27 protein-coding genes and 1 tRNA gene are annotated in these 20,407 nt (G+C 59.3%); 7 read left to right on the top strand and 21 right to left on the bottom strand.

Annotated elements, in window-relative coordinates:
* The first annotated feature begins 50 nt into the window (after positions 1–50).
* A complete protein-coding gene (locus V4T21_RS02595) occupies positions 51–263 on the top strand; it encodes a KTSC domain-containing protein (protein ID WP_332712592.1) in 213 nt (70 codons plus the stop codon).
* Here V4T21_RS02595 and V4T21_RS02600 read toward each other — a convergent pair.
* Together V4T21_RS02600 and V4T21_RS02605 are read right to left on the bottom strand one after the other, a co-directional pair.
* Positions 253–411, bottom strand: coding sequence for a hypothetical protein (locus V4T21_RS02600; RefSeq protein ID WP_332712595.1), 159 nt, complete (start codon positions 409–411; stop codon positions 253–255). The genes V4T21_RS02595 and V4T21_RS02600 overlap by 11 nt on opposite strands.
* Before the next feature lie 109 nt (positions 412–520).
* Positions 521–1,474: a ring-cleaving dioxygenase gene (locus V4T21_RS02605; RefSeq protein WP_332712597.1), complete on the bottom strand. Its 954-nt coding sequence runs from the start codon at positions 1,472–1,474 to the stop codon at positions 521–523.
* Positions 1,475–1,824: 350 nt separating this feature from the next.
* Here V4T21_RS02605 and V4T21_RS02610 point away from each other — a divergent pair, with 350 nt between their 5' ends.
* Together V4T21_RS02610 and V4T21_RS02615 are read left to right on the top strand one after the other, a co-directional pair.
* Entirely contained in the window at positions 1,825–2,238 is a 414-nt protein-coding gene (locus V4T21_RS02610; RefSeq protein WP_332712726.1) for a uracil-DNA glycosylase family protein, read from the top strand.
* 67 nt (positions 2,239–2,305) lie between these two features.
* Positions 2,306–2,382 (top strand) — tRNA-Met (locus tag V4T21_RS02615).
* On the opposite strand, the gene V4T21_RS19145 is transcribed toward V4T21_RS02615, so the two are convergent.
* Positions 2,339–3,973, bottom strand: a complete 1,635-nt coding sequence (locus V4T21_RS19145; protein ID WP_440589614.1) for a recombinase family protein — start codon at positions 3,971–3,973, stop codon at positions 2,339–2,341. The two genes, V4T21_RS02615 and V4T21_RS19145, sit on opposite strands and share 44 nt — an antisense overlap.
* Positions 3,970–4,113, bottom strand: coding sequence for an Arc family DNA-binding protein (locus V4T21_RS02625; RefSeq protein WP_332712603.1), 144 nt, complete (start codon positions 4,111–4,113; stop codon positions 3,970–3,972). The genes V4T21_RS19145 and V4T21_RS02625 overlap by 4 nt, the downstream gene beginning before the upstream one ends.
* Before the next feature lie 103 nt (positions 4,114–4,216).
* Here V4T21_RS02625 and V4T21_RS02630 point away from each other — a divergent pair, with 103 nt between their 5' ends.
* Positions 4,217–4,435, top strand: coding sequence for an Arc family DNA-binding protein (locus tag V4T21_RS02630; RefSeq protein WP_332712606.1), 219 nt, complete (start codon positions 4,217–4,219; stop codon positions 4,433–4,435).
* 41 nt (positions 4,436–4,476) lie between these two features.
* Positions 4,477–5,109: a DUF805 domain-containing protein gene (locus tag V4T21_RS02635; protein WP_332712609.1), complete on the top strand. Its 633-nt coding sequence runs from the start codon at positions 4,477–4,479 to the stop codon at positions 5,107–5,109.
* 3 nt (positions 5,110–5,112) lie between these two features.
* Here V4T21_RS02635 and V4T21_RS02640 read toward each other — a convergent pair whose 3' ends face one another.
* The 16 genes from V4T21_RS02640 to V4T21_RS02715 form a co-directional block, all read right to left on the bottom strand.
* The gene (locus tag V4T21_RS02640; protein WP_440589615.1) at positions 5,113–6,915 is read right to left on the bottom strand and encodes a phage tail tape measure protein; all 1,803 of its coding nucleotides are present in this window, start codon (positions 6,913–6,915) and stop codon (positions 5,113–5,115) included.
* Positions 6,916–7,053: 138 nt separating this feature from the next.
* The gene (locus V4T21_RS02645) at positions 7,054–8,703 is read right to left on the bottom strand and encodes a terminase large subunit (protein WP_332712615.1); all 1,650 of its coding nucleotides are present in this window, start codon (positions 8,701–8,703) and stop codon (positions 7,054–7,056) included.
* On the bottom strand, positions 8,704–9,009 hold the full coding sequence (locus V4T21_RS02650; protein ID WP_332712617.1) for a phage head closure protein: 306 nt from the start codon (positions 9,007–9,009) through the stop codon (positions 8,704–8,706).
* Complete coding sequence (locus V4T21_RS02655; RefSeq protein ID WP_332712620.1) at positions 9,009–9,398, bottom strand: DUF3168 domain-containing protein; 390 nt, start codon at positions 9,396–9,398, stop codon at positions 9,009–9,011. Before V4T21_RS02655 ends, V4T21_RS02650 begins: the two co-directional genes overlap by 1 nt.
* Positions 9,399–9,415: 17 nt before the next feature.
* Positions 9,416–9,826, bottom strand: coding sequence for an HK97-gp10 family putative phage morphogenesis protein (locus V4T21_RS02660; RefSeq protein WP_332712623.1), 411 nt, complete (start codon positions 9,824–9,826; stop codon positions 9,416–9,418).
* Entirely contained in the window at positions 9,826–10,131 is a 306-nt protein-coding gene (locus V4T21_RS02665; protein ID WP_332712626.1) for a head-tail connector protein, read from the bottom strand. Before V4T21_RS02665 ends, V4T21_RS02660 begins: the two co-directional genes overlap by 1 nt.
* Entirely contained in the window at positions 10,128–10,907 is a 780-nt protein-coding gene (locus V4T21_RS02670; protein ID WP_332712629.1) for a hypothetical protein, read from the bottom strand. Before V4T21_RS02670 ends, V4T21_RS02665 begins: the two co-directional genes overlap by 4 nt.
* A complete protein-coding gene (locus V4T21_RS02675; RefSeq protein WP_332712632.1) occupies positions 10,904–11,182 on the bottom strand; it encodes an HNH endonuclease signature motif containing protein in 279 nt (92 codons plus the stop codon). The genes V4T21_RS02670 and V4T21_RS02675 overlap by 4 nt, the downstream gene beginning before the upstream one ends.
* Positions 11,183–11,252: 70 nt before the next feature.
* Positions 11,253–11,459: a helix-turn-helix domain-containing protein gene (locus tag V4T21_RS02680; RefSeq protein WP_332712634.1), complete on the bottom strand. Its 207-nt coding sequence runs from the start codon at positions 11,457–11,459 to the stop codon at positions 11,253–11,255.
* 4 nt (positions 11,460–11,463) lie between these two features.
* Positions 11,464–12,045 carry a hypothetical protein gene (locus V4T21_RS02685; RefSeq protein WP_332712637.1) on the bottom strand — a complete coding sequence of 194 codons (582 nt, stop codon included), beginning with the start codon at positions 12,043–12,045 and terminating at the stop codon, positions 11,464–11,466.
* A gap of 3 nt (positions 12,046–12,048) precedes the next feature.
* Positions 12,049–12,528: a hypothetical protein gene (locus tag V4T21_RS02690; RefSeq protein WP_332712640.1), complete on the bottom strand. Its 480-nt coding sequence runs from the start codon at positions 12,526–12,528 to the stop codon at positions 12,049–12,051.
* Between the two features lie 57 nt (positions 12,529–12,585).
* Complete coding sequence (locus V4T21_RS02695) at positions 12,586–13,764, bottom strand: phage major capsid protein (RefSeq protein ID WP_332712643.1); 1,179 nt, start codon at positions 13,762–13,764, stop codon at positions 12,586–12,588.
* On the bottom strand, positions 13,761–14,318 hold the full coding sequence (locus V4T21_RS02700) for an HK97 family phage prohead protease (RefSeq protein WP_332712645.1): 558 nt from the start codon (positions 14,316–14,318) through the stop codon (positions 13,761–13,763). The genes V4T21_RS02695 and V4T21_RS02700 overlap by 4 nt, the downstream gene beginning before the upstream one ends.
* Positions 14,308–14,655, bottom strand: a complete 348-nt coding sequence (locus tag V4T21_RS02705) for a gene transfer agent family protein (protein WP_332712648.1) — start codon at positions 14,653–14,655, stop codon at positions 14,308–14,310. The genes V4T21_RS02700 and V4T21_RS02705 overlap by 11 nt, the downstream gene beginning before the upstream one ends.
* The gene (locus tag V4T21_RS02710) at positions 14,648–15,865 is read right to left on the bottom strand and encodes a phage portal protein (protein ID WP_332712651.1); all 1,218 of its coding nucleotides are present in this window, start codon (positions 15,863–15,865) and stop codon (positions 14,648–14,650) included. The genes V4T21_RS02705 and V4T21_RS02710 overlap by 8 nt, the downstream gene beginning before the upstream one ends.
* Before the next feature lie 443 nt (positions 15,866–16,308).
* Entirely contained in the window at positions 16,309–17,115 is an 807-nt protein-coding gene (locus tag V4T21_RS02715; RefSeq protein ID WP_332712654.1) for a hypothetical protein, read from the bottom strand.
* A 424-nt stretch (positions 17,116–17,539) separates the two neighbouring features.
* On the opposite strand from V4T21_RS02715, the gene V4T21_RS02720 reads away from it, so the two are divergent.
* Both V4T21_RS02720 and V4T21_RS02725 read left to right on the top strand, forming a co-directional pair.
* A complete protein-coding gene (locus V4T21_RS02720; RefSeq protein WP_332712657.1) occupies positions 17,540–18,052 on the top strand; it encodes a hypothetical protein in 513 nt (170 codons plus the stop codon).
* A gap of 184 nt (positions 18,053–18,236) precedes the next feature.
* Positions 18,237–19,694: a site-specific integrase gene (locus tag V4T21_RS02725; protein WP_332712660.1), complete on the top strand. Its 1,458-nt coding sequence runs from the start codon at positions 18,237–18,239 to the stop codon at positions 19,692–19,694.
* A 35-nt stretch (positions 19,695–19,729) separates the two neighbouring features.
* Here V4T21_RS02725 and V4T21_RS02730 read toward each other — a convergent pair.
* On the bottom strand, positions 19,730–20,407 hold a 678-nt coding region (locus tag V4T21_RS02730), incomplete at its 5' end, for a DDE-type integrase/transposase/recombinase (protein ID WP_332712663.1).

Below are 20,407 nucleotides of genomic sequence, written 5' to 3' on the forward strand. Positions count from 1 at the left end.
CCACAACCGTTTTTCCTGTGCGGGCGCAGTGTGTGCAGGGAGAAAGCGGCGTGCCCTCGAGTGTTATCAAGCGATCGGAATATGATCCGGAGCGGCGGGTGCTCACTATATGGTTTGTGCCCTCGGGGCGGGCCTATGATTATCGCGACGTGCCGCAGCGGGTTTACGATCGGCTGCGGCACGCCATGTCCAAGGGGCGGTTTTTCAATGCGCATATCCGGGACCGGTATGCGTTTACCCAACGCGAGAGTGCTATTGGGTAGTGGCTTGGGCCTCGAGCGCGGCCTGTTCGTTTGCATCCCATTCGCCCATCGTCGACATGATGGTCGCGCCGATGGTGACGACGGCCAAAACGCCGAAGATGAGCAGGATGATGCGGGTACCCCAATTGGGCTTTTCGGGCTCGGTCATGAATGCTCCCTGGCCGATGGTGACGCTGGGAACACTCTATGGCCCCGCCAAGCGGAATTTCCAAGACAATCGAAAGGCCCAATCGTCACAGGCCGCGCGATGGAAGCGGTCAGTCGATGGCCTTTAGACCCGCCTCGATCTGGCTCCGCTTGGGCTCGAGGAACGGCGGCAGGGCTAGATGTTCGCCCAGCGTTTCCATGGGCTCGTCCACGTCGAAGCCCGGACCGTCGGTGGCGATTTCGAACAGGATGCCATTGGGCTCGCGGAAGTAGAGCGAGGTGAAATAATAGCGCTCGACTTCGCCCGAAGTGCGCAGGCCGGCCTGGGTGGCGCGGGCCACCCATTTGTCGAACTGGTCCTTGTCGGGCGTGCGGAAGGCGATGTGGTGGACGCCGCCAGCGCCGGGACGGGCAAAGGGCAGATCAGGTTCGACAGCGACGTGGAGTTCGGCCGAAGCCCCGCCATCGCCCATGGCAAAGACGTGGATTTCGCCCTGATCGGCGGTGGCCGGATGGGTGCGGACCTTGCGCATGTTCATCACCAGGGTCAGCACCGGCTCGCTGCGGCCCAGATCGGGAACGCTCATGGTGATGGGGCCGAGGCCCTTGATCTGACGTTCGCGGGGCACGGGGCTCTTGTCCCAGGGATGGGCGCCGCCGGCGCGGGTGTCGTTGACCAGCCGCAGGCGCTGGCCCTCGGGATCTTCAAAATCGAGGGACATGTGGCCGGCGCGCTCGGCGATATCGGAGGTTTTGACACCATTGTCTTCCAGATGGGTTTTCCACCATTCGAGCGAGGAAACCCCTTCGACGCGGAAGGCGGTGCGGACGACCGAATGGGTGCCGCGCACCTCGGGGGCCGTGGGCCAATCAAAGAAGGTGATATCGGAACCCGGGCTGGCGCGGCCATCGCCATAGAACAGGTGATAGGCGGTGGTGTCGTCCTGATTGACGGTGCGCTTGACCAGCCGCAGGCCGAGAACCTTGGTGTAGAAACGCAGGTTTTCGCGCGCATTGGCGGTGATGGCGGTGAGGTGATGCAGTCCGGTCAGTTCGAGGGCCATGATGGTCTCCTTGAGCAATGTTTTGTGGAGCTAACATAAACCCGGCGGACGTTCGCCAAAACGGGGGCGAGCCGAATTCATTATTCGATCGGGGTGAACGATCACGTTTTGATTGGGGTGCTTGTTTTGCGGCTGCCGCCGGAAGCCATCGTCTGCGCGAGAGCGGGGATGCGGATGTGGTGTTGGGCGATGCGTTCGCGCCATCCCGCGTTTCGGCCATGACTTCTCAAATGCCGCGCAAATATTGGCGCAACCTGCCCGAGGCCGAAATCATTCCCGATCTGATCCGTCAGCGCAAAAGCGGGAGATGGGGATGATCAAGAGCACGGCCAGCGTTCCGCCGGAGCGGCATCGTCGGCGGTCGGTGCGCGGCGGTCAAGCATTTCAAATTCGTGCCGCGTGGCAAGAGGAGAATTCACCAAAAACCCAATGCAGGCGAGGTTTCGGCCTGTCGGTTCTGGCTCGATCATGAGCGGTCATTGGTTAAGCCCAAGGCCATCGTCGCGCTGGGGGCGACGGCGGCACACAGTCTTCTGGGCTCGGGGGCGACGATTTCAAAACTGCGCGGATCGCCGTTGGCGCTTGAGGATGGAACCACGGTGTTCGTGACCGTGCATCCATCGTTTCTCCTGCGTATGCCGGATCGGGAAAAGGCTGCAGAAGAGCGCGTGGCTTTTGCGCGCGACCTTGCGGCGATCCGCAAACATATGGAAGGGATAAAAGGTGCGAGCGTGACGCTTGACAGGGCCCCTGCCGGTCCCTAATAAGCGCCGTGCCTTCCACCCTTTCCGGGTGGTCGCCGGGCCGCCTTTGCGGCCTTGCCCTTATCGGGGCGGAGTAGCTCAGCTGGTTAGAGCAGCGGAATCATAATCCGCGTGTCGGGGGTTCAAGTCCCTCCTCCGCTACCAACGGTCCAGCCCCTTTGATAATCCGGGGCTTTCCTTCATCCGAAAGAAACGGGTCCAGCCAGCTTCTGACTTCGACCGTGATTGCCTTGCCCTCTTTCGAAAGGGTGATGGACTCGATGATTTCGCGAATGAGCCCCGACAACTCGCCCATGTCCTCAAGCATGGCCAGCGTCATTTCCAGCTTGGCGCGGGCTGTGGACAGCTTGCGGGCGAAGTTCTCGATTGCAGCCCGGTGAACGGTCACGGTGGTGCCTTCGGGGAGGCTGGCGAGTTCAAGCTGTAACTGGTCGCGTTCCGCGCCGTTGACTTTGGTTTTGGCTCCCAGCGTTGCGGTGTCGGCCCCGTCGAGCAACATCAATTCCACCAGCCGCATGTTCTCTTTTTCAATGGCCTTCAAGCGGACCTCGATTTCGATGCGGCGGCGGTTTTCCTGTATGGCCTGTTTGCGGCGTTCCTTCTGGTAAACCTCGGCATAGCGCTTGATCTGGTCGGCGGTGGCCAGTTCTTTGGTGAGGCTTTCAATTACCAGCGCTTCCACTTCGTCCAAGTAATAGGTCTTGGGGTCGGGGCAGTTTCCCGAATTGGTGTGCGCCGAACAGCGCAAGCGGGTACGGCCTGATTTATCAACTCCCGCCACGCTCATGCCGGACCCGCAAGCCCCGCATTTCAACAGCCCGGACAGGAGCCGCTTGGGCCGTTTGTGGACCCCGATATTTTCGCGCCGGTTGACGTGGCGACGGCCATTGAGTTGCTTCTGTACGGCCTCGAAAAGCTCGTCGGGCATGATGCGGAGTTCGGGGATTTCGGCGGTCTGCCACTGGTCGCGCGGAACGGGTCGGGAGAGGCGTTTGCCGGTGTCCGGGTCTTTGACCATTGTCACCTTGCCCCACACGATCCGGCCCACATAGATGGGATTGCGGAGCGTTCCCGTGCCTCGCGACTCGAAGCCAATGAGGGCAGAGGGGGACCATTGTTTTCCACGCGGGGCAGGGACCCGTTCCGCGTTCAAGCGATGGCAGATGGCTTTCGGGGAAATGCCCTTGGCGTAATCCTCGAAGATGCGCCGGACGATCTGGGCTTCTTCTTCCACGATAAGAGGTTTGCCCCGGTTGGCCGGGTCGGCACGATATCCATATGCCTGCCCGCCCGCCGTGAGCCCTTGCTTGAGCAAACCGGCCATACCGCGCTTGATCTTGTGGACGTTATCCTCGCGGTACATTTGACCGATCAAGCCGCGAAGCCCCACCAGTATGGTGTTGGCTTCCCCTTCATGGACCGCGACCAATCGGACCCCCATGAAGCTGAGGCGCTTATACATGTGCGCTAAATCTTCCATGTCACGGGAAAGACGGTCCAGCGCCTCCACGATGATGACGCTGAATTGCCCCTGTTCGGCGGCGGTAAGCATTTGGCGCAAGCCCTCGCGCCCATGCATGGACCCACCGGAAAGGGCCTTGTCGTCATAAGCGGCGACAACGTGATAGCCCTCGCGTTGAGCGAAGGCACGGCAAAGGCTGATTTGATCCTCCACCGATTTCTCGTTTTGCAGGGCCGTGGAATATCGGGCGTAGATAGCTGCGCTAGCGCTCATTTGTTTGGCTCCCGTTCCTTGGCTTGCTTGATTAGTTGGATGATCTCTTTGTTGACTGACCGCCCATTGGCCTCAGCCTGAGCAACAATCCAGTCTTTGACAGCTGCGGGTACGCGGATGCTTAAGGCTGAAAACGACATGGGCTAACCTCATGGTTTAAAAATAAACCATTACGGTTTACTCTCGCTAATTCTTGTCGTCAAATTCAAAACGGTCCATTCTTAGACCATGAGCGAGTCGCAAATGAAAATTCGTCTGTCGCCCGATCTGAAAATCCGGATCGATGAGGCTGCGGCATCCAACAATAGATCGCTCAACGGAGAGATTGTCGTGCGCTTAGAAGCCAGCTTTGCAAATGGCGGAGGCGGTGGGTTTCCCAGTCGAAATTGGGAACGCGAAATCGATGCCTTGAAAGCAAGGGTGCTGGCCTTGGAAAACGCAAGGGTGAAAATTGACGATTAGCAATCCCCTTGCTTGAGTGTCTGTAAGGGTTAGGGGCGAATATGACGTATTTTTTAGGGCGGATTAGCCGGGCGCAGTTTGTAAAATTTTTCATACTGATGATCGGCGCTTCTTTGGTCTCTGCGCTTGTCGTTAGTTGGCTGGCATCGACCAACATTCCCGATCTAGCCACCTTCGTTGGAGTGATATGGACGGTCGCCGCTGCTATAATTTCGTTCTCGTTTGCGGTTCGGCGCTGTCATGACCTTGGATTAAGCGGTTGGCTTGCTTTGAGTATTTTTGTGCCGATCATCAATATTTTCATGATCATTGTGTTGCTGTTCAAGGAAGGTAATCCGTTCGCCAATACATACGGGAATCCTCCTCGGGAGACTGTTTCATCGAGCGCTTCGCGAGACGAGCGAGAATTTGCAAGTGTCGTGAGCCAAAAACGGGTCGTTATTGGAACACTGATAGTCGCCCTGATCGCTATCCTATTCCCGCCTTGGGGTTATTTGGGACAAAATTTTGATCAGTTTGCCTTTCCCCTTTCGCGCGACGTGTACCTCACAAATTATCGAAACATTCCCGCAAGTATTGTTTGGCACATACTGGGGCTTGAGCTAGTCGCAATCGGGATAGTGGGGGCAGTGGGATATGTGCTCGCACCATCGGGCAAAGCGCCTCGACACTGATTTTTACCGTCTCAAATCCCCGAACATGCCACCGGGGCGGGATTGGTTCACTGCCCATTGAGCCATCTTCTTTTCCAAGGCTTGATCGACCTGCTTGCCGATCATTTCGGCATGCTCCCGATCCTGTCGGGGGTCCCCCGATGACCCTTGCGTGGTGATGTTGATGTCCCCGATATTGACGTTAGGACGGTCCCGCCCGGTGCTGATCCTGTTACCTGCCAAGCCCCCGGATGCGAATTGAGCGATGCGACCGCTGTTGATGGCTTCGAGCAAATCGAGGTTTCGAGAGGTCGCGCGGGCGTTGACGACATACTCGCCATCGGACAGGCGGGCGGGGATGCTGTCACTGGTGCCCGTGCCGGGTCCCCGGATATAACCGCCGCTGGCGGCTTCGACCACGCCACCCCCTTTGAAGCCCAAGAGCCCGCCAAGGATGCCGCCGCCAAGGTTGGCGAACAAAGCGTCCACGGCGGCGTTCAAAGCCATATCGAGAATGCGATCCCCCAACCGCCCGAAGGCATTGGCAAGGGCTGTTGCACCATCCACGCCGCTGCGAAAGTCTTGTGTCAGCCCGGACAGGAAATCCCGCGTTATACCCTTCGCTTGCTCAGTGGCCTGTTCAAGCCGTTCAAGGGCTCCCCGTTCGGTTTCGATGGCGGACACAAGCTCTCTGATACTGGCCTTTTGTTCGTCCGTTGCGAAGGCTCCCGCCCGCCGCAATTCCTCATTCACGCGCTGTTCCATCTCGCTCATACCCAGGATGGCCAGTTCGTTTTCAAGCTCGGCAATCAATTCCGCCGCTGCATCTCTCTGCTCGCGCATGCTGGATGCACTACGGCCTCCACCTCCACCCCCGCCGCCAGTGCTGGGGGTCACTACCGGTCGAACCGGGGGAGTAGGGGGCGCGGGTGGTTGAAGAACGATGTTGCCATCGGGCCCGAAGTCGAAGCCCTCATAGAAGTTGGTCCGCTCATTGCGGAGGCTGGCCAAGGGCAAGTCGAGATTGACCATGCGGTTGCGCTGCTCGGGGGTGAGCAATTGGCTCCACGGTTGATTGCCGCCGAACCCGGCCCCGACTGTTCCACCCCCCGCCGTGGCGAGGAAATTGTTGAACCCCGCGATGAAGTCTTGCAGGGCTCCCGCCGCTTCCACGATTGCCGTTTTAAGGGCCGTGCCCACGGTGGCCGCTACTGCGCCGAACTTGCGGTCAAGTTCATCGGCTTTCGCGATCAATTCTTCGTCCATGATAAGCCCAAGGTCGTGGGCTTCCCGGATCGTGTCTTCGATGCCTTCCCGGCCTTGATCGATCAATTGAACAAATCTTTCACCACCGGTTCCCCCGAACACTTCGTCAGCGATGCGGATGGCGGCGGCGCGGTCGAGTTGCCCCAGCTTGCCGATGATTTCGGTGAACAGCGCGGAGGGGTCTTGGAGCTTCGTGGCGAGGTCTTGGGCTGTATAGCCCATTCGCTGGAATGCCTCGGCGGCTGAACCCCCGCCTGTGGCAATGAATTCGTCGGCGCGGAGGTTGAGTTCTTTTATGCCATCCACGAGCCCATCCACACCGATGCGGTTCTGTTCGGCCACGTATTTGAGTTCCTGAAAGGCTTCGATGCCAAGGCCAGCGCGGCGGGCTTCATCGCCTATGCTGGCGACGGATCGGGCGATATCGTTCAACCGGCCTGAAATGCCCATGATGCCACCTGCCACCAGCCCGCCGATGAGCCCAGCGGCGAGGTTCTTCCCGATGCCGCCGAAGGTCCGGCCCAATCCTGCCCAATGGGCTTGCAGGCGGTCGGTGGCCATTTTCGAGCGTTTCTCGATCTGGCCGAAGTTCTTCCCCGCCGTGCCGGATGCCCTCTGGAAATTACGCTCGAAATCCCGGATGCGGGCCTCAAGGGAAACGACAAGCTGTTCGGTTTCGGTGGCCATGCTGGGCACTCCCTAGAAGATCAAAAGCCCCTCGGGGCGTTCGGCGGTTTCATAGATCGAGCGGGTATCTTCACCAGCGGAGGCACGGGCCACGGCCATGGCAGCGGCAACAGCGCCGTCAATGCGGTCCCGGCTCTTGCCCTTGTGAAAGGATTTGTTGCCCGCCTTGTCCTGCTCGACGGCGATATTGTCGAAGTTCCAGCGCAACACGGGATTTCCCGCGTGGAAGAGGTTTTCGCCCACTATCGCGCGCTCCAGTTCCTTGATAGCCGGGGCCATGGTGACCCAGCCTTGCCGCATTTCGATTGCCGGGTAACCGTCTTCGGCAAGCGTGTTCATCATGTTGCGGGCAAGATGCGGGTCGAAGGCGATTTCCCGCACGTCGAAGCGGTCGCATAGGTCGCGGATCGTGTATTCGACCGCCCTAAAGTCCACCACGTTGCCGGGGGTGGGGGTGATGAAGCCCTGTTCGGCCCACAAGGGATATGGCACCCCGTCACGGTCGGCCCGCTTTTGCAGGTTGTCGGCTGGGCAGAAAAACCACGGGTGGACGATATAGCCATCACCATCCCGCCACGCGGCGACGATGACGGTCAAATCGCTATTGCTGGAAAGGTCCACGCCCAGCCAGCAAGGCCGGTGTTCGAGGTCTTCGAGGTCGAAGGGTTCGGCCCCTAGGTCATAAATTGCCATGTCCACGAATGGGGTGGCGCTGTGATCCTGCCAGATATTGAGATGGTAGCGCTGGAAAATGGCGCGTTCGGCGGGTTTGTGTTCGGCCTCCCGTGCCATCTGGCGAAGCCCTTCAAGGTCGGGATAGCCGTGTTTCAGGCCGGGGTTCACCGCATGCCATAGGGCTTCATCCCGCCAATCCGCATCGCGGTCGGCTTCAAATAGAATGGGCAGGGTGGCGGGGTCGTCTATCTCCCCACGGGCAACTTTCCGGGCGTAGTCGATGATATCGAAGGCGAGATTTTCCTGTCCGGCTCCCGCCGTGGTGGTGACCACTGTAAGCGAGTTCGAAACCTTGGCCGCACCCGCCCGCATGGCCCCCCAGAGTTCGCGAGGATCGCGTTTCAACCATGCGTGGATTTCGTCAGCGATGATGAGGCTGGGGGTTCGGCCCTGTGCGGTGCCCGCGTCACTGGCCAAGGCTTCATATTCGATCCCGCCCGGAAAGATGATCTTGGAGGTGTATTCCCTGATCTTGGCCCCGCGCGCCTGATCGATGGCCTTTGCGCTGTTGCCGATGTTGGGCGCGAAGGCATAATCGCCGTCGAGCATGCCCGCGACTTCCTTGAACACCCCCTTAGCCTGTTTCTTATCGACGGCAACGGAAACCAATTGAGCGCCTTGCCGCCGTTCCGGCCCCTTGGCATGCAAGAGGGTGATGGCCCCGGTGAGCGTGGTTTTGCGATTACCACGAGGGACAAGGATGATGGCCGTCTTGACGATGCGGGAGCCGTCAGGGTGCCGGGGGCCATATATCTGGCGGATGATCTTCTCTGCCCACGGGTCGAGCGGGAAGGCGTTCCCCGGCAAGGTGGAGAGGGGATGCTTGAGGGAGCGAAGATAATCGACCGCCCGTTGCCCATACCCGAAGGGATCGGGGATTTCAGGGAAGGGATTGGCAGGCTTTTTCTTGATGAGGATGACGGCCATTTACGCGCACCGCAATTCCAGCCCGGCCCGCCGTCCAAGCTCCCTGATTTCCTTGATGTCGAGGACATTGCCGCCATGCATCACGCGGTCGGCCAAGGTGATCCCCCGCTTGTGGCGGATGCGGAAGATGATCGCTGGTTCCTCGCTGGTGCCGAACGAACGCAAAAATTCGGTGGTGGAGGCCTGGATAATTTCGGTCTTCACCGTGGCGAGCGTGGTCCAATCCTCAACAACCGTGCCGTACTCGTCCACGGTGCTGGTAAAGCGTTGGATGGTGATGGTGTGGGTGAGCTTTCCCGCGCGCATTATGCAGCCTCCACGACACGGGCCACAAGCGAGACGATCCCATGGGAGTGGGTGCCGTTGGGGTCCCGGATGAAGCGGGAGGACGCAATCCGAAGGTCGGCGACATGGAAGCCGTTGACCGTCATGGGGCCATCGGTGAGGGCCGCCCGGATCGCCCCCGCGATCTGTTTCGCGCCCACAAGCCCGCTTTCTTTCTTCCAGATATGCAGGTCGGCAAACGCCTCATGGCGAAGGCGGGAAAGGCCATCGTCCGGGAGCGTCATGCCCTCGCCAATGACGATGGCATTGTCCAGCACGGGAGTGCTGTTGCGGTCCACGATGGCACTGGCGGGGACAAGCCCCGTGACGGCGGACGATGATATGAGCCGGGACCGAATAGCCGTTTGCATGGCAAGGCTGGGTTCCATCACTTCACCCATTCGGTTTTGACGGCCTTCGACACGGCCCGCTTGATGCGGTTGGACGCCTTCTTTCTTAGGAGGCGGAAGGCGGGCCAGAAGAACGGCTGAGCAGAAGAATTTTGGGTGCCGTATTCGACGAGGTGGGGATAGCGCACGTCCTCATTGCCCACGGTGATGAGCACTTCGTTCTCGGCGGCAAGGCGGCTCCCGCCGGGTTGGCTGTAAGGCGGGCTGGCGGTGCCGGGTGCGGTCACCTCTATGCTGTCGCGGAGCGCCCCTGTATCGACCGGGGCAAGCGTCTTCATGGTGCCCGCGATCTCATTGCCCGACTGGATAAGCGCTGGATGGACGGCTGATTTCACGGCCTTGGGGATGGCCTCTAAACGGCGCTGCAATCGTCGGGTCTGGGCACTCATTAGAACACCCACGTGCGAAAAGGTGTAATCAGGTCCATGACCCCGAAGGGGATTTCATCGGCGGTGACCCCGATAAGTGTTGCCTCGCGGTTCTCATATAAATGACCCACGAGTTGCCGGACGGCTTCTTTCAAAGGCTCGGGGGGACCATCGGGGAATGTTTCTTCGTCATCGAGCGGGGTCCCGATGAATTTGGAAATCCACGCCTCGGCAACAGCGACTTTCTGTTCGAGCAGATCGAAATCGGTCCCGTCCTCGATATTGAGATGATCGTTGATGCCGTATGCTATCGTGCTAAAGCTCATGGCTGTTCCCCGATGCCGTCGAAATCTGTTTCGTGCCTCCCCCCGCCGGTCCCCAGAGGGTTCTGGGAAGTTTCGGCGTACCCCCCGGTGTCAGAGTGGGGCTTGCGACGGGGAGGATTAGGGGGCTCGGTCAAGGCGCGTTCGATGGGCCAGCCGAATTTGTTCAAGCGGTCTCTTAGGGTCTTGGGGTCGATCCCGACTTCATGGGCCCAATCGACTAAGGAGCGGGTTTTGCCCCGGAAGGTGATGAGGTCGGCTTTTCGCCTGCGTCGGGCGGGAGTGCTCAACGCGGCTTCGATGTTCCCGCCATTGCGGGAGATGCGGCTGAGCAGGGAGTCATAGGTGAGCCCCAGATTGCGTGCCCATTGGCGAAGCGTGAGGGACTGGCCCCGGAAGGTGTGGAGGTCGGCTTTCCGTCCCGGCTGGATACGCGGTGCGGGGCGAAACTCGATTGCAGCTTCGATGCTGCCCAGCCTGCGAATGCGGTCGCTGAGCGTGCTATAGCCGATGCCCAAGGTGTCGGCCCACTCGCGGATCGAGAGGCTTTTACCCCGGTATTCATGCAAGGTTGGCTGTCGGCCCTTGGGTTCAATGCCACGCACATAGGGGTTGAAGCGCTCGGCTCCCAAGATGCCCTTGGGCATCCATTCGCGGACCTGCTGTTCCCGCGCTTCCCGGCGCTGGTTTACGCGCATCATGGCCCGCTTGTGGATGGCCGCGCATTCGGCTGTGAACACCAGTTGTTCGGTGATGCGGACAAGTTCTGTCTGTGTCATCCCCGCCGCTCCATCGATTGTTTGGCGCTGCTATGGTGATGCTGGCAAAGGGAGGACCAGTTCTTGCGATCCCAGAACAGCTTGCGGTCGCCTCGATGCGGAATGATATGATCCACGACGGTTGCCGTGGCCGTGCAGCCGGGATGCGAGCAATGGGGATGGGCCTTGAGGTATTCGGCCCGCGCTTGCTGCCAGCGGCTATCATAGCCCCGTGCGCGTGCGGTCGGACGCTGTTCGTCAAACCGGGCTTTGCGTTCCCGGTCGCGAGCAATCATGTGGTGGCACCGCTGGCCGGAAGCGAGAACACAACCGCATGAGCGCAGAGAAGGGGCTGCGAAGGGCACTTCATCCCCCCTTCCGCATGGCATCAAGCTCATAGCCCAGCACGTTTAGACAGCTTTCAACATGATTGAACTGAGCATGCCGATAGCCATCTTCCAGCTTTCTGAGCGTCTGGCGATTGATCTTGGCTTGGATGGAAAGCTGTCGCTGGGAGACGTTCTGTTCCTCGCGCAGTTCCCGTATCAGATGGCCCCAATTGGTGGTTGTCATGGTGTCACCCCGCGACCTTGGATTTGACGGATTGGGATTTCACCGTGCCCATGCGTCCGAAGATACCTTTGAACTTGTCGTCCAAGGCTTCCGGGGCGGGTGGGGCGCTATCGGCTTCGCCGCCGCCATAGATGGCCCTGAGCATGGCCACGCGGCCCGTATGGGCATGGATGATCTCGATGGGCAGGGCATCGAGGGTTTGTTCGGCGGTCCAGCCCAGCCAGCCCGTGCCCACCTCGAACAGCTTTTCGAGCCGTCTGATTAGAGGCTCGCTTTTCAGGGGTCGTTCGGAAGGGGTGGGGCGGTCGTCAGGATCAACACCCAAGAGGCCATACACGTACAGCCGCATGGCCGGGAACAGCGTGTCGATCCCTGCGTCCATGATGCGGTTGGGCAGGAACGTGGAATATGTGTGTCCTTCGAGAATAGCGACGTTGGCCGATAGGGAGCCTTGGCTGAGTTCGGTCCCCAAGCTCATGATGCCACCGGGGCGGCGTTCGAGGCGAAGGGCGTGGGCGAGGGAAGGCCTGATCTCAAACTGATCGTCCTTCCCCAGATCGATGAAAATCTGTTCGCCCAGCTTCATGGCTTAGGCCCCGTCAGAGGCGGCCACCTCGAACACTTCGCCCGAAATTGCCAACGCGAACGTGGTCAGAACAATCGAGTTGCTTTCGTTGATGGCCGTCCGGGCGCTCGCGACAAGCGCGGCGAAATAGAACGTGCTCGGCGTGCTGTCATCGCCCGGAGGGGCGTCGTTGAGCGTAACCTTGAAGTTATAGGCGTGGTCGGTCTTCTCAGCCGCAACCAACGCGGCGTACCCCGCGTCCTCGCTATCGCGGGCCACCACGAGCGTCATAACGCCATTGTCACGGGTGCCCTTAGATTTGCGTGCATATCGCCGGTCAAGGAAAAGGCCGGTAACGATTTCGGCTTCTGAGCCCGTCTCGCCTGCATTTTCAATATTGCCTATCGGCACATACGGGGTGTCGGCCTGAAAATCCACGAGGTTGTCGGCAACGTCACTGGTGCCGATTGCGACGGTCGTACCGGCTGCGGTGTGGATACCCATCTTGTCTTACTCCATTGAGAGAAGGCGCGGGGGATGACCCCCGCCACGCATTGATGGTTAGGAGGCTGCGACCTTGAGGGCCTTGAACGCTTCGGCCTTGACCACGGCCCCGCCGACGCGCTTGCGCCAGTGGAAACGGGTCTGGGACGACACGGCGGCGCTGTACGGGTCGCGGAGCGAGGACAGGGCGATACGGTCCACGATGCGGTAACCCTGCATGAAGTCCCCAAGGATGATGGGGAACTTGCCCGCGCCTACATCGTCCATGTCAGGAAGCTCGATTACAGGCCTCCCAAGCAAGGTGTCCGGTTGACCGGCTTGAAGGCCCGGTTGCCAGAGGAACTGGCCCGTGGTCGTGTCCTTGAGCTTGCGAACGGCGGCGAGGGTCGTGCCGTTCATGCCCCATGTCGCATTGGCCCGATAGAAGGGCTTGAGCGAATAGAACAGGTCGATGAGCAGGTCGGCGGGAGCAGTGCCCAGCGTCGAAGCGGCCCCGGTGAGCTTGGCCCCGGCGGCAACCGCCGTATCGGTGATGATACCGGAAGGCTGGCCCGTGCCGGTGCCCTTGACGAACGAAATGCCCTCAAGGCGTCCGAATTCCTCGGCGGCGTCGAAGGCCAGTTCTGCGGCGAGGTCGAGCCCGCTGTCTTCAAGAAGCTGGTTGCTGATATCGGTATAGCACCGCGCTTCATGAGCAGCGACATTGACCTGCGCAAAGGTCGGGCTGGTTTCGTCGCTGTCGTCGCCTTCGTCCACCCAATCGGCGGTCATGGTGCCCGTGCGCTTGGGGAGCTTCACGCTTCCCCCGGCAATGGTCATCACACGGGCGACGGAACGAATGGGGGAGAACTGCACGATATTGCGGAGCAGTTCGGCGGAAAAGGTTTCCGGGACGGTATAGCCCCCGCCTGCATCGGCGGTGCCGCTGTCGAGCGCGCGATGCTCGGCGGTCATGACGCCGCGACGGGCGTAATCGAGGAATGCCCGCATTTCGGTGTCGCCGTCATCGTGATTGTCCTGCGATGAGCCGGGGCGATTGAGGCGGGTTTCAAGCGCGGCAATGCGGTCGTCACGGGTGCGCAGTTCGGTTGCGAGCCGTTCATCCATGGCCGTGCGGTGTTCCTCGGCTGTCCGGCTAAGCTGCTCCACGGCGGCGGTGGCAGCGGCGAGCGGATCGTCCTCGCGGGTTTCGACCGGCTGGGCCATGCGGGTTTCGAGGGGAAAGAGGTGCTTCATTTCAGTTTCTCCATACGAGCACTGGCTGAGCGGCATGCGTTGACGAAAGCCACGGTGCTCGCGTGGCCTGTTTCGGGGTTGTGGATGCGAACTGAGGTGACGCCGGAGCCGGGGACGCTGGGAACGGCGACGAATGAGACTTCGACAAGCTGGGCCTGAGTGATATGGCGCACCCCGCCTGCTCGGCTTTCGTCTTTGATGCGGCGGAAGCCGATGGACAGCCCGCCGATGTCCCCGGCCATGAGCAGGGAGCGGACTTCTCGGGCCTTGGCCACGTCGAGATTGAGTTTGCCCCGGATGCGGAGCCCTTCGGACTCTACGGCGACGGATCGAATGGAGCCCACCACGTCGCTGGGGTTATGGCTCCACAAGAGGGGCAGGGATTTGCCATCCCATGCGAAGGCGCGGCGGTCGAAGCTGGTCCGGTAGGTGTCCACCACGTCGAATTTGACGGCCAAACCTTCAATTGCCCCGTCATCGCTGAGCGACGAAAACCGCACCTCGCAATCGAGCCGGTCGGGGTGTGCAACTAATTGCACTGGATCATTTTTCATCGGTGGAGCCCTCTTGAGTGGTTTTCGCGGGCTCGGCCCCGAAATAGGCGACTTCGAGAATTTGGACGGCGAGCGCGAACATGGTCCCCAGCGGCTGGGTGGCGGCATAAGACGCGATGAGGGCCGATGCCTCTTTCGGATCGGTGCCCCCGCCGATGAGGGCGAGCCGGATGGTTTCGAGAAGGTCGAGGTGCCGGAAGTCACCCCGGAACAGACGGCGGCACAGCTCACCGATGCCGTGGCCCGTCTTGCGCTCAAGCTCGATGATGAGGTCAGGAGAGAGACAGAACACGCGGTCCTGATCCCAGAAGAACGCTGTATGGCTGGGGCTATTCATCGGTGCCCCCGGTTGTCGTGTTGGGATTTTCGAACCGGTCCCCGCCTTCGTACGGGCCACGGTTCTCCATGGCGCGGGCTTCGTTGGGATTGAGCACGCGGGCGGCGATCAGCTTCCCATAGGCATCGGCACGGGCCCCCAGATCGGACCTGAGCAGATCATCCACGAGGAATTCCGCATACACGCGGTCCCGGTCTTCGGACGCAATGAGCTTGAGCCGGATTTCACCCTCCCAAGCCTTGAGCCAGCGCGTCAGGGTGAAGCGGAGGAACGATGCGCCCATTTCAGAAGCGTTGCCCCACGTGGCGCGGCCAAGCTCGAACACCAGATGCGGCGGGACCCGGAACACACGGCATATTTCGAGGGTGGAGCGTTCCCAGATTTGCAGGAACTGCGCATCCACGGAATTGAGGGTGAGGGCTTGGAAGCTCCCGCCGTCTTCCAGCACCGCCGTCCCGCCGCTGTTCTCCCCGGCATGGGCAGCCTGCCAAGATGCCTTGATGCGCTGAGCAGCTTCCGCTCCCAGCTTCTGGGGGAAGGTCAGAATTCCGGAAGGACGTGCGCCTCGCCCGAACAGTCGAGCGGCATGTCGTTCCAAGGTGATGTTGAGGGCGATGGCCTCTTTGCATTGGGTGACGGGGGACACGCCGGAAATGCCGTTGAGGCTCGGGGCTGCGATATGGAGAATATCGCGGCGGTCAATGACGCGCTGAGCCTTGCGGCTGTCGGTGAGGCGGTAGAGGGGTTCTGAGGTGAGGGGGTCGAGGTCCACCGACACGCTTCCCGGATCGAGGCGGATAAGCTCGCGGGGTTCGCTGCTGGCCCGGTTGATGAAAGCGAAGCCGTTCCCATGGAGAAGAGCGTCCCGCGTGATCTGCTCAATGAATTTCCCGGAGGGGGTCCATTCGTTTGCTTCATGACGTAACAGCGAATAGGCGGGGTGGTCCGTAGATCGCTTACGGGAGTCGTCAGCGGCCTTTTCATAGAGGTGGAGGGGCAAGTCCCCGACTGCCTCGGCAATGGCCTCCACGCACGCCCGGACGGCTGGGGAGCGCATGGCAGTGGAAGGGGTGACACTAACGCCGCTGATCGAGGGAACAGTGCCGAAGATGTCGAGCAGGAAATCGGAAGCGTCGAGCGCCCGTTGCTCGGTCTGCTCTGATTGATCTATGGACTTGGACTTGTCGAACCCGAAGTCGATGCCGAACACTGGTGCCACCTAATCTGAGGTGGCTACGTACCTTGCACACGGCGAAGTCTAGCGCATCAAGAAGTTTCGTAAGTGGTCTGCGGATTGAGCCGGGGCTGATCTGCGGAAGGTAATCGCGGAGGGGGGTAGGGGGGAGGTTCTTTCTTCTTTTACGGGATAGGATATATCCCTCCCCGAATGAAACTTCTTATGCAGATAGGCACCCGAACGTGAACGCGGATGCGTTCACGATCTCCACTTCCTTTTGATCCTTCTTATCTCTATCTATATATCTACTATATTTAGAAATGTACGTTTTGATCGATTTTAGAAATTTAGCTTGAAAAACCAATGGTTTGGGAAGCTGAAAAAATGGCGATTTTGGCCGTTTTGTAAAATGTACGTTTTGATGTCTAAACGCGAAAATATGGCCCTCTGAAAAGGGGTGTTCTCGGGCCCGCCAGCTAGTCCATATGCAGCCCCAGCCCGTGATAGATTTGCTTCCACTGATAGCTGCCTGTTGCGGCGTAGGGCTTCTTATGGTGATGGCCTTTGCCTATCGGGATGGGTTTGGTCAGCCGGTCCCAGATAGCCCACCGGGCCGGTTTATCGAGGCTGAGATAATCGCCCTTGATGGTGGACAGATAGAGCGCTCTCAGATCGGCCTCGATCTCCTTATGCTTGGCGCTCAGGCCACGGGGTTTCTTTGCCGCTGGTTTGGCCTTGGCGGGCTTCGCGGGCACAAGCTGTTCCCGGACCTGCTCCCAATATCCGGGCTCGAACACTATGCGGGAAAGCTGTTCGGTGGGCTTTATCCATAGGTGGTTGGGGCCCTGCCATTTCCGCGCCTCGGCAACAATGAGCCCCATGGCGACAAGACGGTTTTTGTATTTGTCAAAAGTCTTTGCGCATACACGGGCGGGAGCCTGTGCCTTCCCGTGGTGAATGCCGGATTTGCACCAGTCATTCACTGATCTCACCCCCCAGCGCTCCCAGCGCTGTAAATCTTCGTTCCAGCGGCCATTGGTGGATTGGTGGTGCTGGAATTCAATGTCGTGGAGCAGGTCGGCCACAAAGCCGGTCTTGTCCCAGCCGATGGCCTTTAGAATGTTCTGCCAGCCGGGAACGCGGGGCAAGGCATCATGACCCCATGGTGATTTGGGCAGGATCGCCGCCCCCGTCGAAGATACCTCAAGCGCGTTGGCGGCGGTGGAGGTCCGTTGCCACACGGGAAGGGCGGCAAGCTGTTCGTCGGTTTCCTCGGGGAGCAATCCCATTTCCATTGCCAGTTGGGCCTTGGCTGTTTCACTATAGTGCGGTAGTATAATACCACTCATGGGTGGCATCCTTTACTCATGGGTTGCGCTATCGCTGGCGTTCTTCTGCATCTAACCCCCGCACAATGGCCGTGCGGGGGTTTCTTTGTGGTGCGGGGTCTAATGCCCTCCCGCAAGTGGGTCGGTCTAAACCGCGTACCGGCCCACGATAATCCGCTTGTCCCCTGTCATGGCTGGGCTAGGGTTCGGTGGCCCCTTGCTGCGTGGCGTAGTTCGGGGCCCCGTGTTGCGCCGACGCGGTAAGAGAACCCGGAGGATTGCATCCCCTCCGGGTTTTCTGCGACGAAATCTCAGCGTTCCAGGCCAGCTTGGCAAACGCGCCGATCCGTGTGACATAATCCCTAAGATTGGGGGATGAATGGCCGGGAAAGAGACTTGGCTCGACGCCTTGGTACTGGTGGTTGGATGGTGGGGCTGGCCGCAAACCATTGCATTGCTGGGCGTGCTCATAGCCGCGTTCCAATGGCGCACCGCCCGCGAGAAATTGCTTCTCGACCTTTTTGACAAGAGATACGCCGTTTACACCGACATTCTGCATTCGGTTCGCACTGTTGATTTTTTCCGGGGGAGCGATTTCACACCGAATTTCCGAAAGGTAGTTGACGCTCGAATTAGAAGTGCCTTCCTGTTCGGCCAAGAGGTGACCGATTGCGTCAAGGAAATCGAAGACCTCGCCTTTGAGATCAAAAATTTCTTGGACATTCGAGAGGGACGAATTCCGTTCGACAATGCGGATGAACTCATACGAGATCGCGCGCCCCGAATTAGCAACATCGGTATGGACCTGTTGAATAAGTCCAGCGAGCTTGGCGAGAAAATGGCCCCATATATGAAGGTTCACGTTCGCCGACGCTGGCACCCATTCTGGTGAGGGCGTACATCAAACGCTTTCCTCGCTAAGCTCTCGCTCTGCACGAAAAATCCATAGGGGGCCGTTCCGTCTGAATGGGGCCTCCGCTACCACTATCCTCCTAAGTCATTGATTATGAATAAAACGGCCGGTTTTCAGGCTGTTTTCTGTTCCGAGTGGTACACATTGGTGGTACATTTGGTCTATGGAACAGATGCCGAAAATTCCCTATCTGACGGTCGACAAAAAGGGGAGGAAGCTGCGTCGGAATGTGCCAGCCGATCTGCGCGACAGGGTGGGGAAAACTGCGTGGGTTAAGCGGATATCTGGAAAGACGTGGGATCAGATCAAGCAGGAAGCCAATGCCTTTGGTTTCACGACCGGGCTAGAGATTAGCCGTCTGAGAGAAGCTACACGGGTTACCAGCGCGAACGAAGGTAGAGTTGAACCCGGGTTCACCTTGCCGCTTGACGATAGCTCTATCGTGGCCCTCGCCTTGGGTTATTTTCGCAAACGGGATGCGAACATTATTGAAGCCGGGGGCTATGTGCCGCCCGATAATACTTCCTTTCTGGACGACATCCTTGTTGATGCGAACCTAGACCTTGCTGAGGCGGATCGCGCTCAACGCGGCGAAGGGCGGCATCCAGATGAACGGCAGTGGTCCAGCTTAGAGCGCCACGCATTTGAGTATCTTGTCTCTGAAGGTTGGGCGACTTGGCCAGCGGGCGAGGTCCGGCGCGTGCCTGATGCAATTCGAACCGACAAGCACTTCAAGAAGCTCTGCCACTATATTGCCCGCGCTGACAGCGAAATCGCTCGCCGGAGCGTAGAGGCGATCACGTCTGGCAGACATCCCTCGTTGGAAGATGTCTGGTTTCGGCATGCGTTAGAGCCCGATCATTCCGGCAGTCCAACGGAACGCTTGGCTCCGCGCACAGTAGTCCAATTGACAACCTTGTTCCTGCAACGGAAGTCGGAAGAGGTGGGACTGTCGCGGAAATCGCAATTTCATGTGCCCATCCGTGCTCTCCACGAAACTCTAGGCAAACAAGCGTTGATTAGTTCGATCTCACGGGCGCAATGCCAAGAGGTTGCGGACCTTCTGATAAAGGTGCCTGCACACACTACCCAGCATTACAAAGAGTTGTCATTGGCAGCCGCTGCTGATGCTTATGCGCGCGCGCATGGTGGTCATGCTCAGCGTCATAAGGAGGCGCAGAAAAGCCTGGCGGTGATCCAGCGCATTTTCGATTTGGCGGTGGACGAGGAATGGCTGAAATCAAATCCTTTCGCCAAGGTGCGTATTGCAGTTCCTCGCAGATCGATCAAGCATCATCAGGAGGACGACGGCTACGAGCCATTTGAAATAAAAGAGCTCGCCAAGATATTCTCCGCTCCCCTTTATGTGGGTTGCTTGAACGATGACAATGGTTTCAGCAAGACGGGGCCAAACGTCATCAAAAGGCACCGGTACTGGGCACCGCTGCTGGCCCTTTGGACTGGTATGCGGATGAATGAAATTCTTCAGCTTGAACGCGGTGACATTAGGCGCGATGGGAAAATCTGGTTCATTTCGGTCAATGATGCATTTGAGCTGGATTATGACCCCGGAACCTTTGACTGTCCGTCGTCAGAACATTTGGCACACCTCGCGGCGTAGATTAGCGGAGTGCGGGCCTCGTCTGGGGGTTGATATTAAGCGGCGAGGTTGCGGTGCAGCAAGCGCCGATGTTCGATGGTCTTCCGTTTGATCCTTTCACGTTGTTTGATGATGGCAGGCGCCCTGCCGAAGTAGGTATCGGCGGGCGTTACGTTGTGCAGGCTCTCGTGGTAACGCTGGTGGTTGTAGTGCTCGACGAAGGCCTCGATCTGGGCCTCAAGATCGCCGGGCAGGAAGTAGTTTTCCAGCAGGATGCGGTTTTTCAGGGTCTGGTGCCAGCGTTCGATCTTGCCCTGGGTCTGGGGATGCATCGGAGCACCGCGCACATGGCTCATTTTCCGGGCCTTGATATATTCCGCCAGTTCGCCCGCGATATAACTCGGGCCATTATCCGACAGCAGCCGAGGCTTGTGCAGCACGGTGGCGTTGTCGCAGCCCGAGGACTTGAGAGCGCGGTCCAGCGTGTCGGTCACATCCTCGGCCCGCATATTGGTGCATAGCTTCCAGGCGATGATGTAGCGCGAGAAGTCATCGAGCACGGTCGACAGATACAACCAGCCCCAGCCGATGATCTTGAAGTAGGTGAAATCGGTCTGCCACATCTCGTTTGGTCGGGTGGTTTTGGTGTGGAACTGATCGGCGGCCTTGATCACGACATAGGCCGGGCTGGTGATCAGATCATGGGCCTTCAACAGGCGGTAAACCGTGGCTTC

The sequence above is a fragment of the Pelagibacterium mangrovi genome, from assembly GCF_036662815.1.
Lineage (GTDB): Bacteria > Pseudomonadota > Alphaproteobacteria > Rhizobiales > Devosiaceae > Pelagibacterium > Pelagibacterium mangrovi.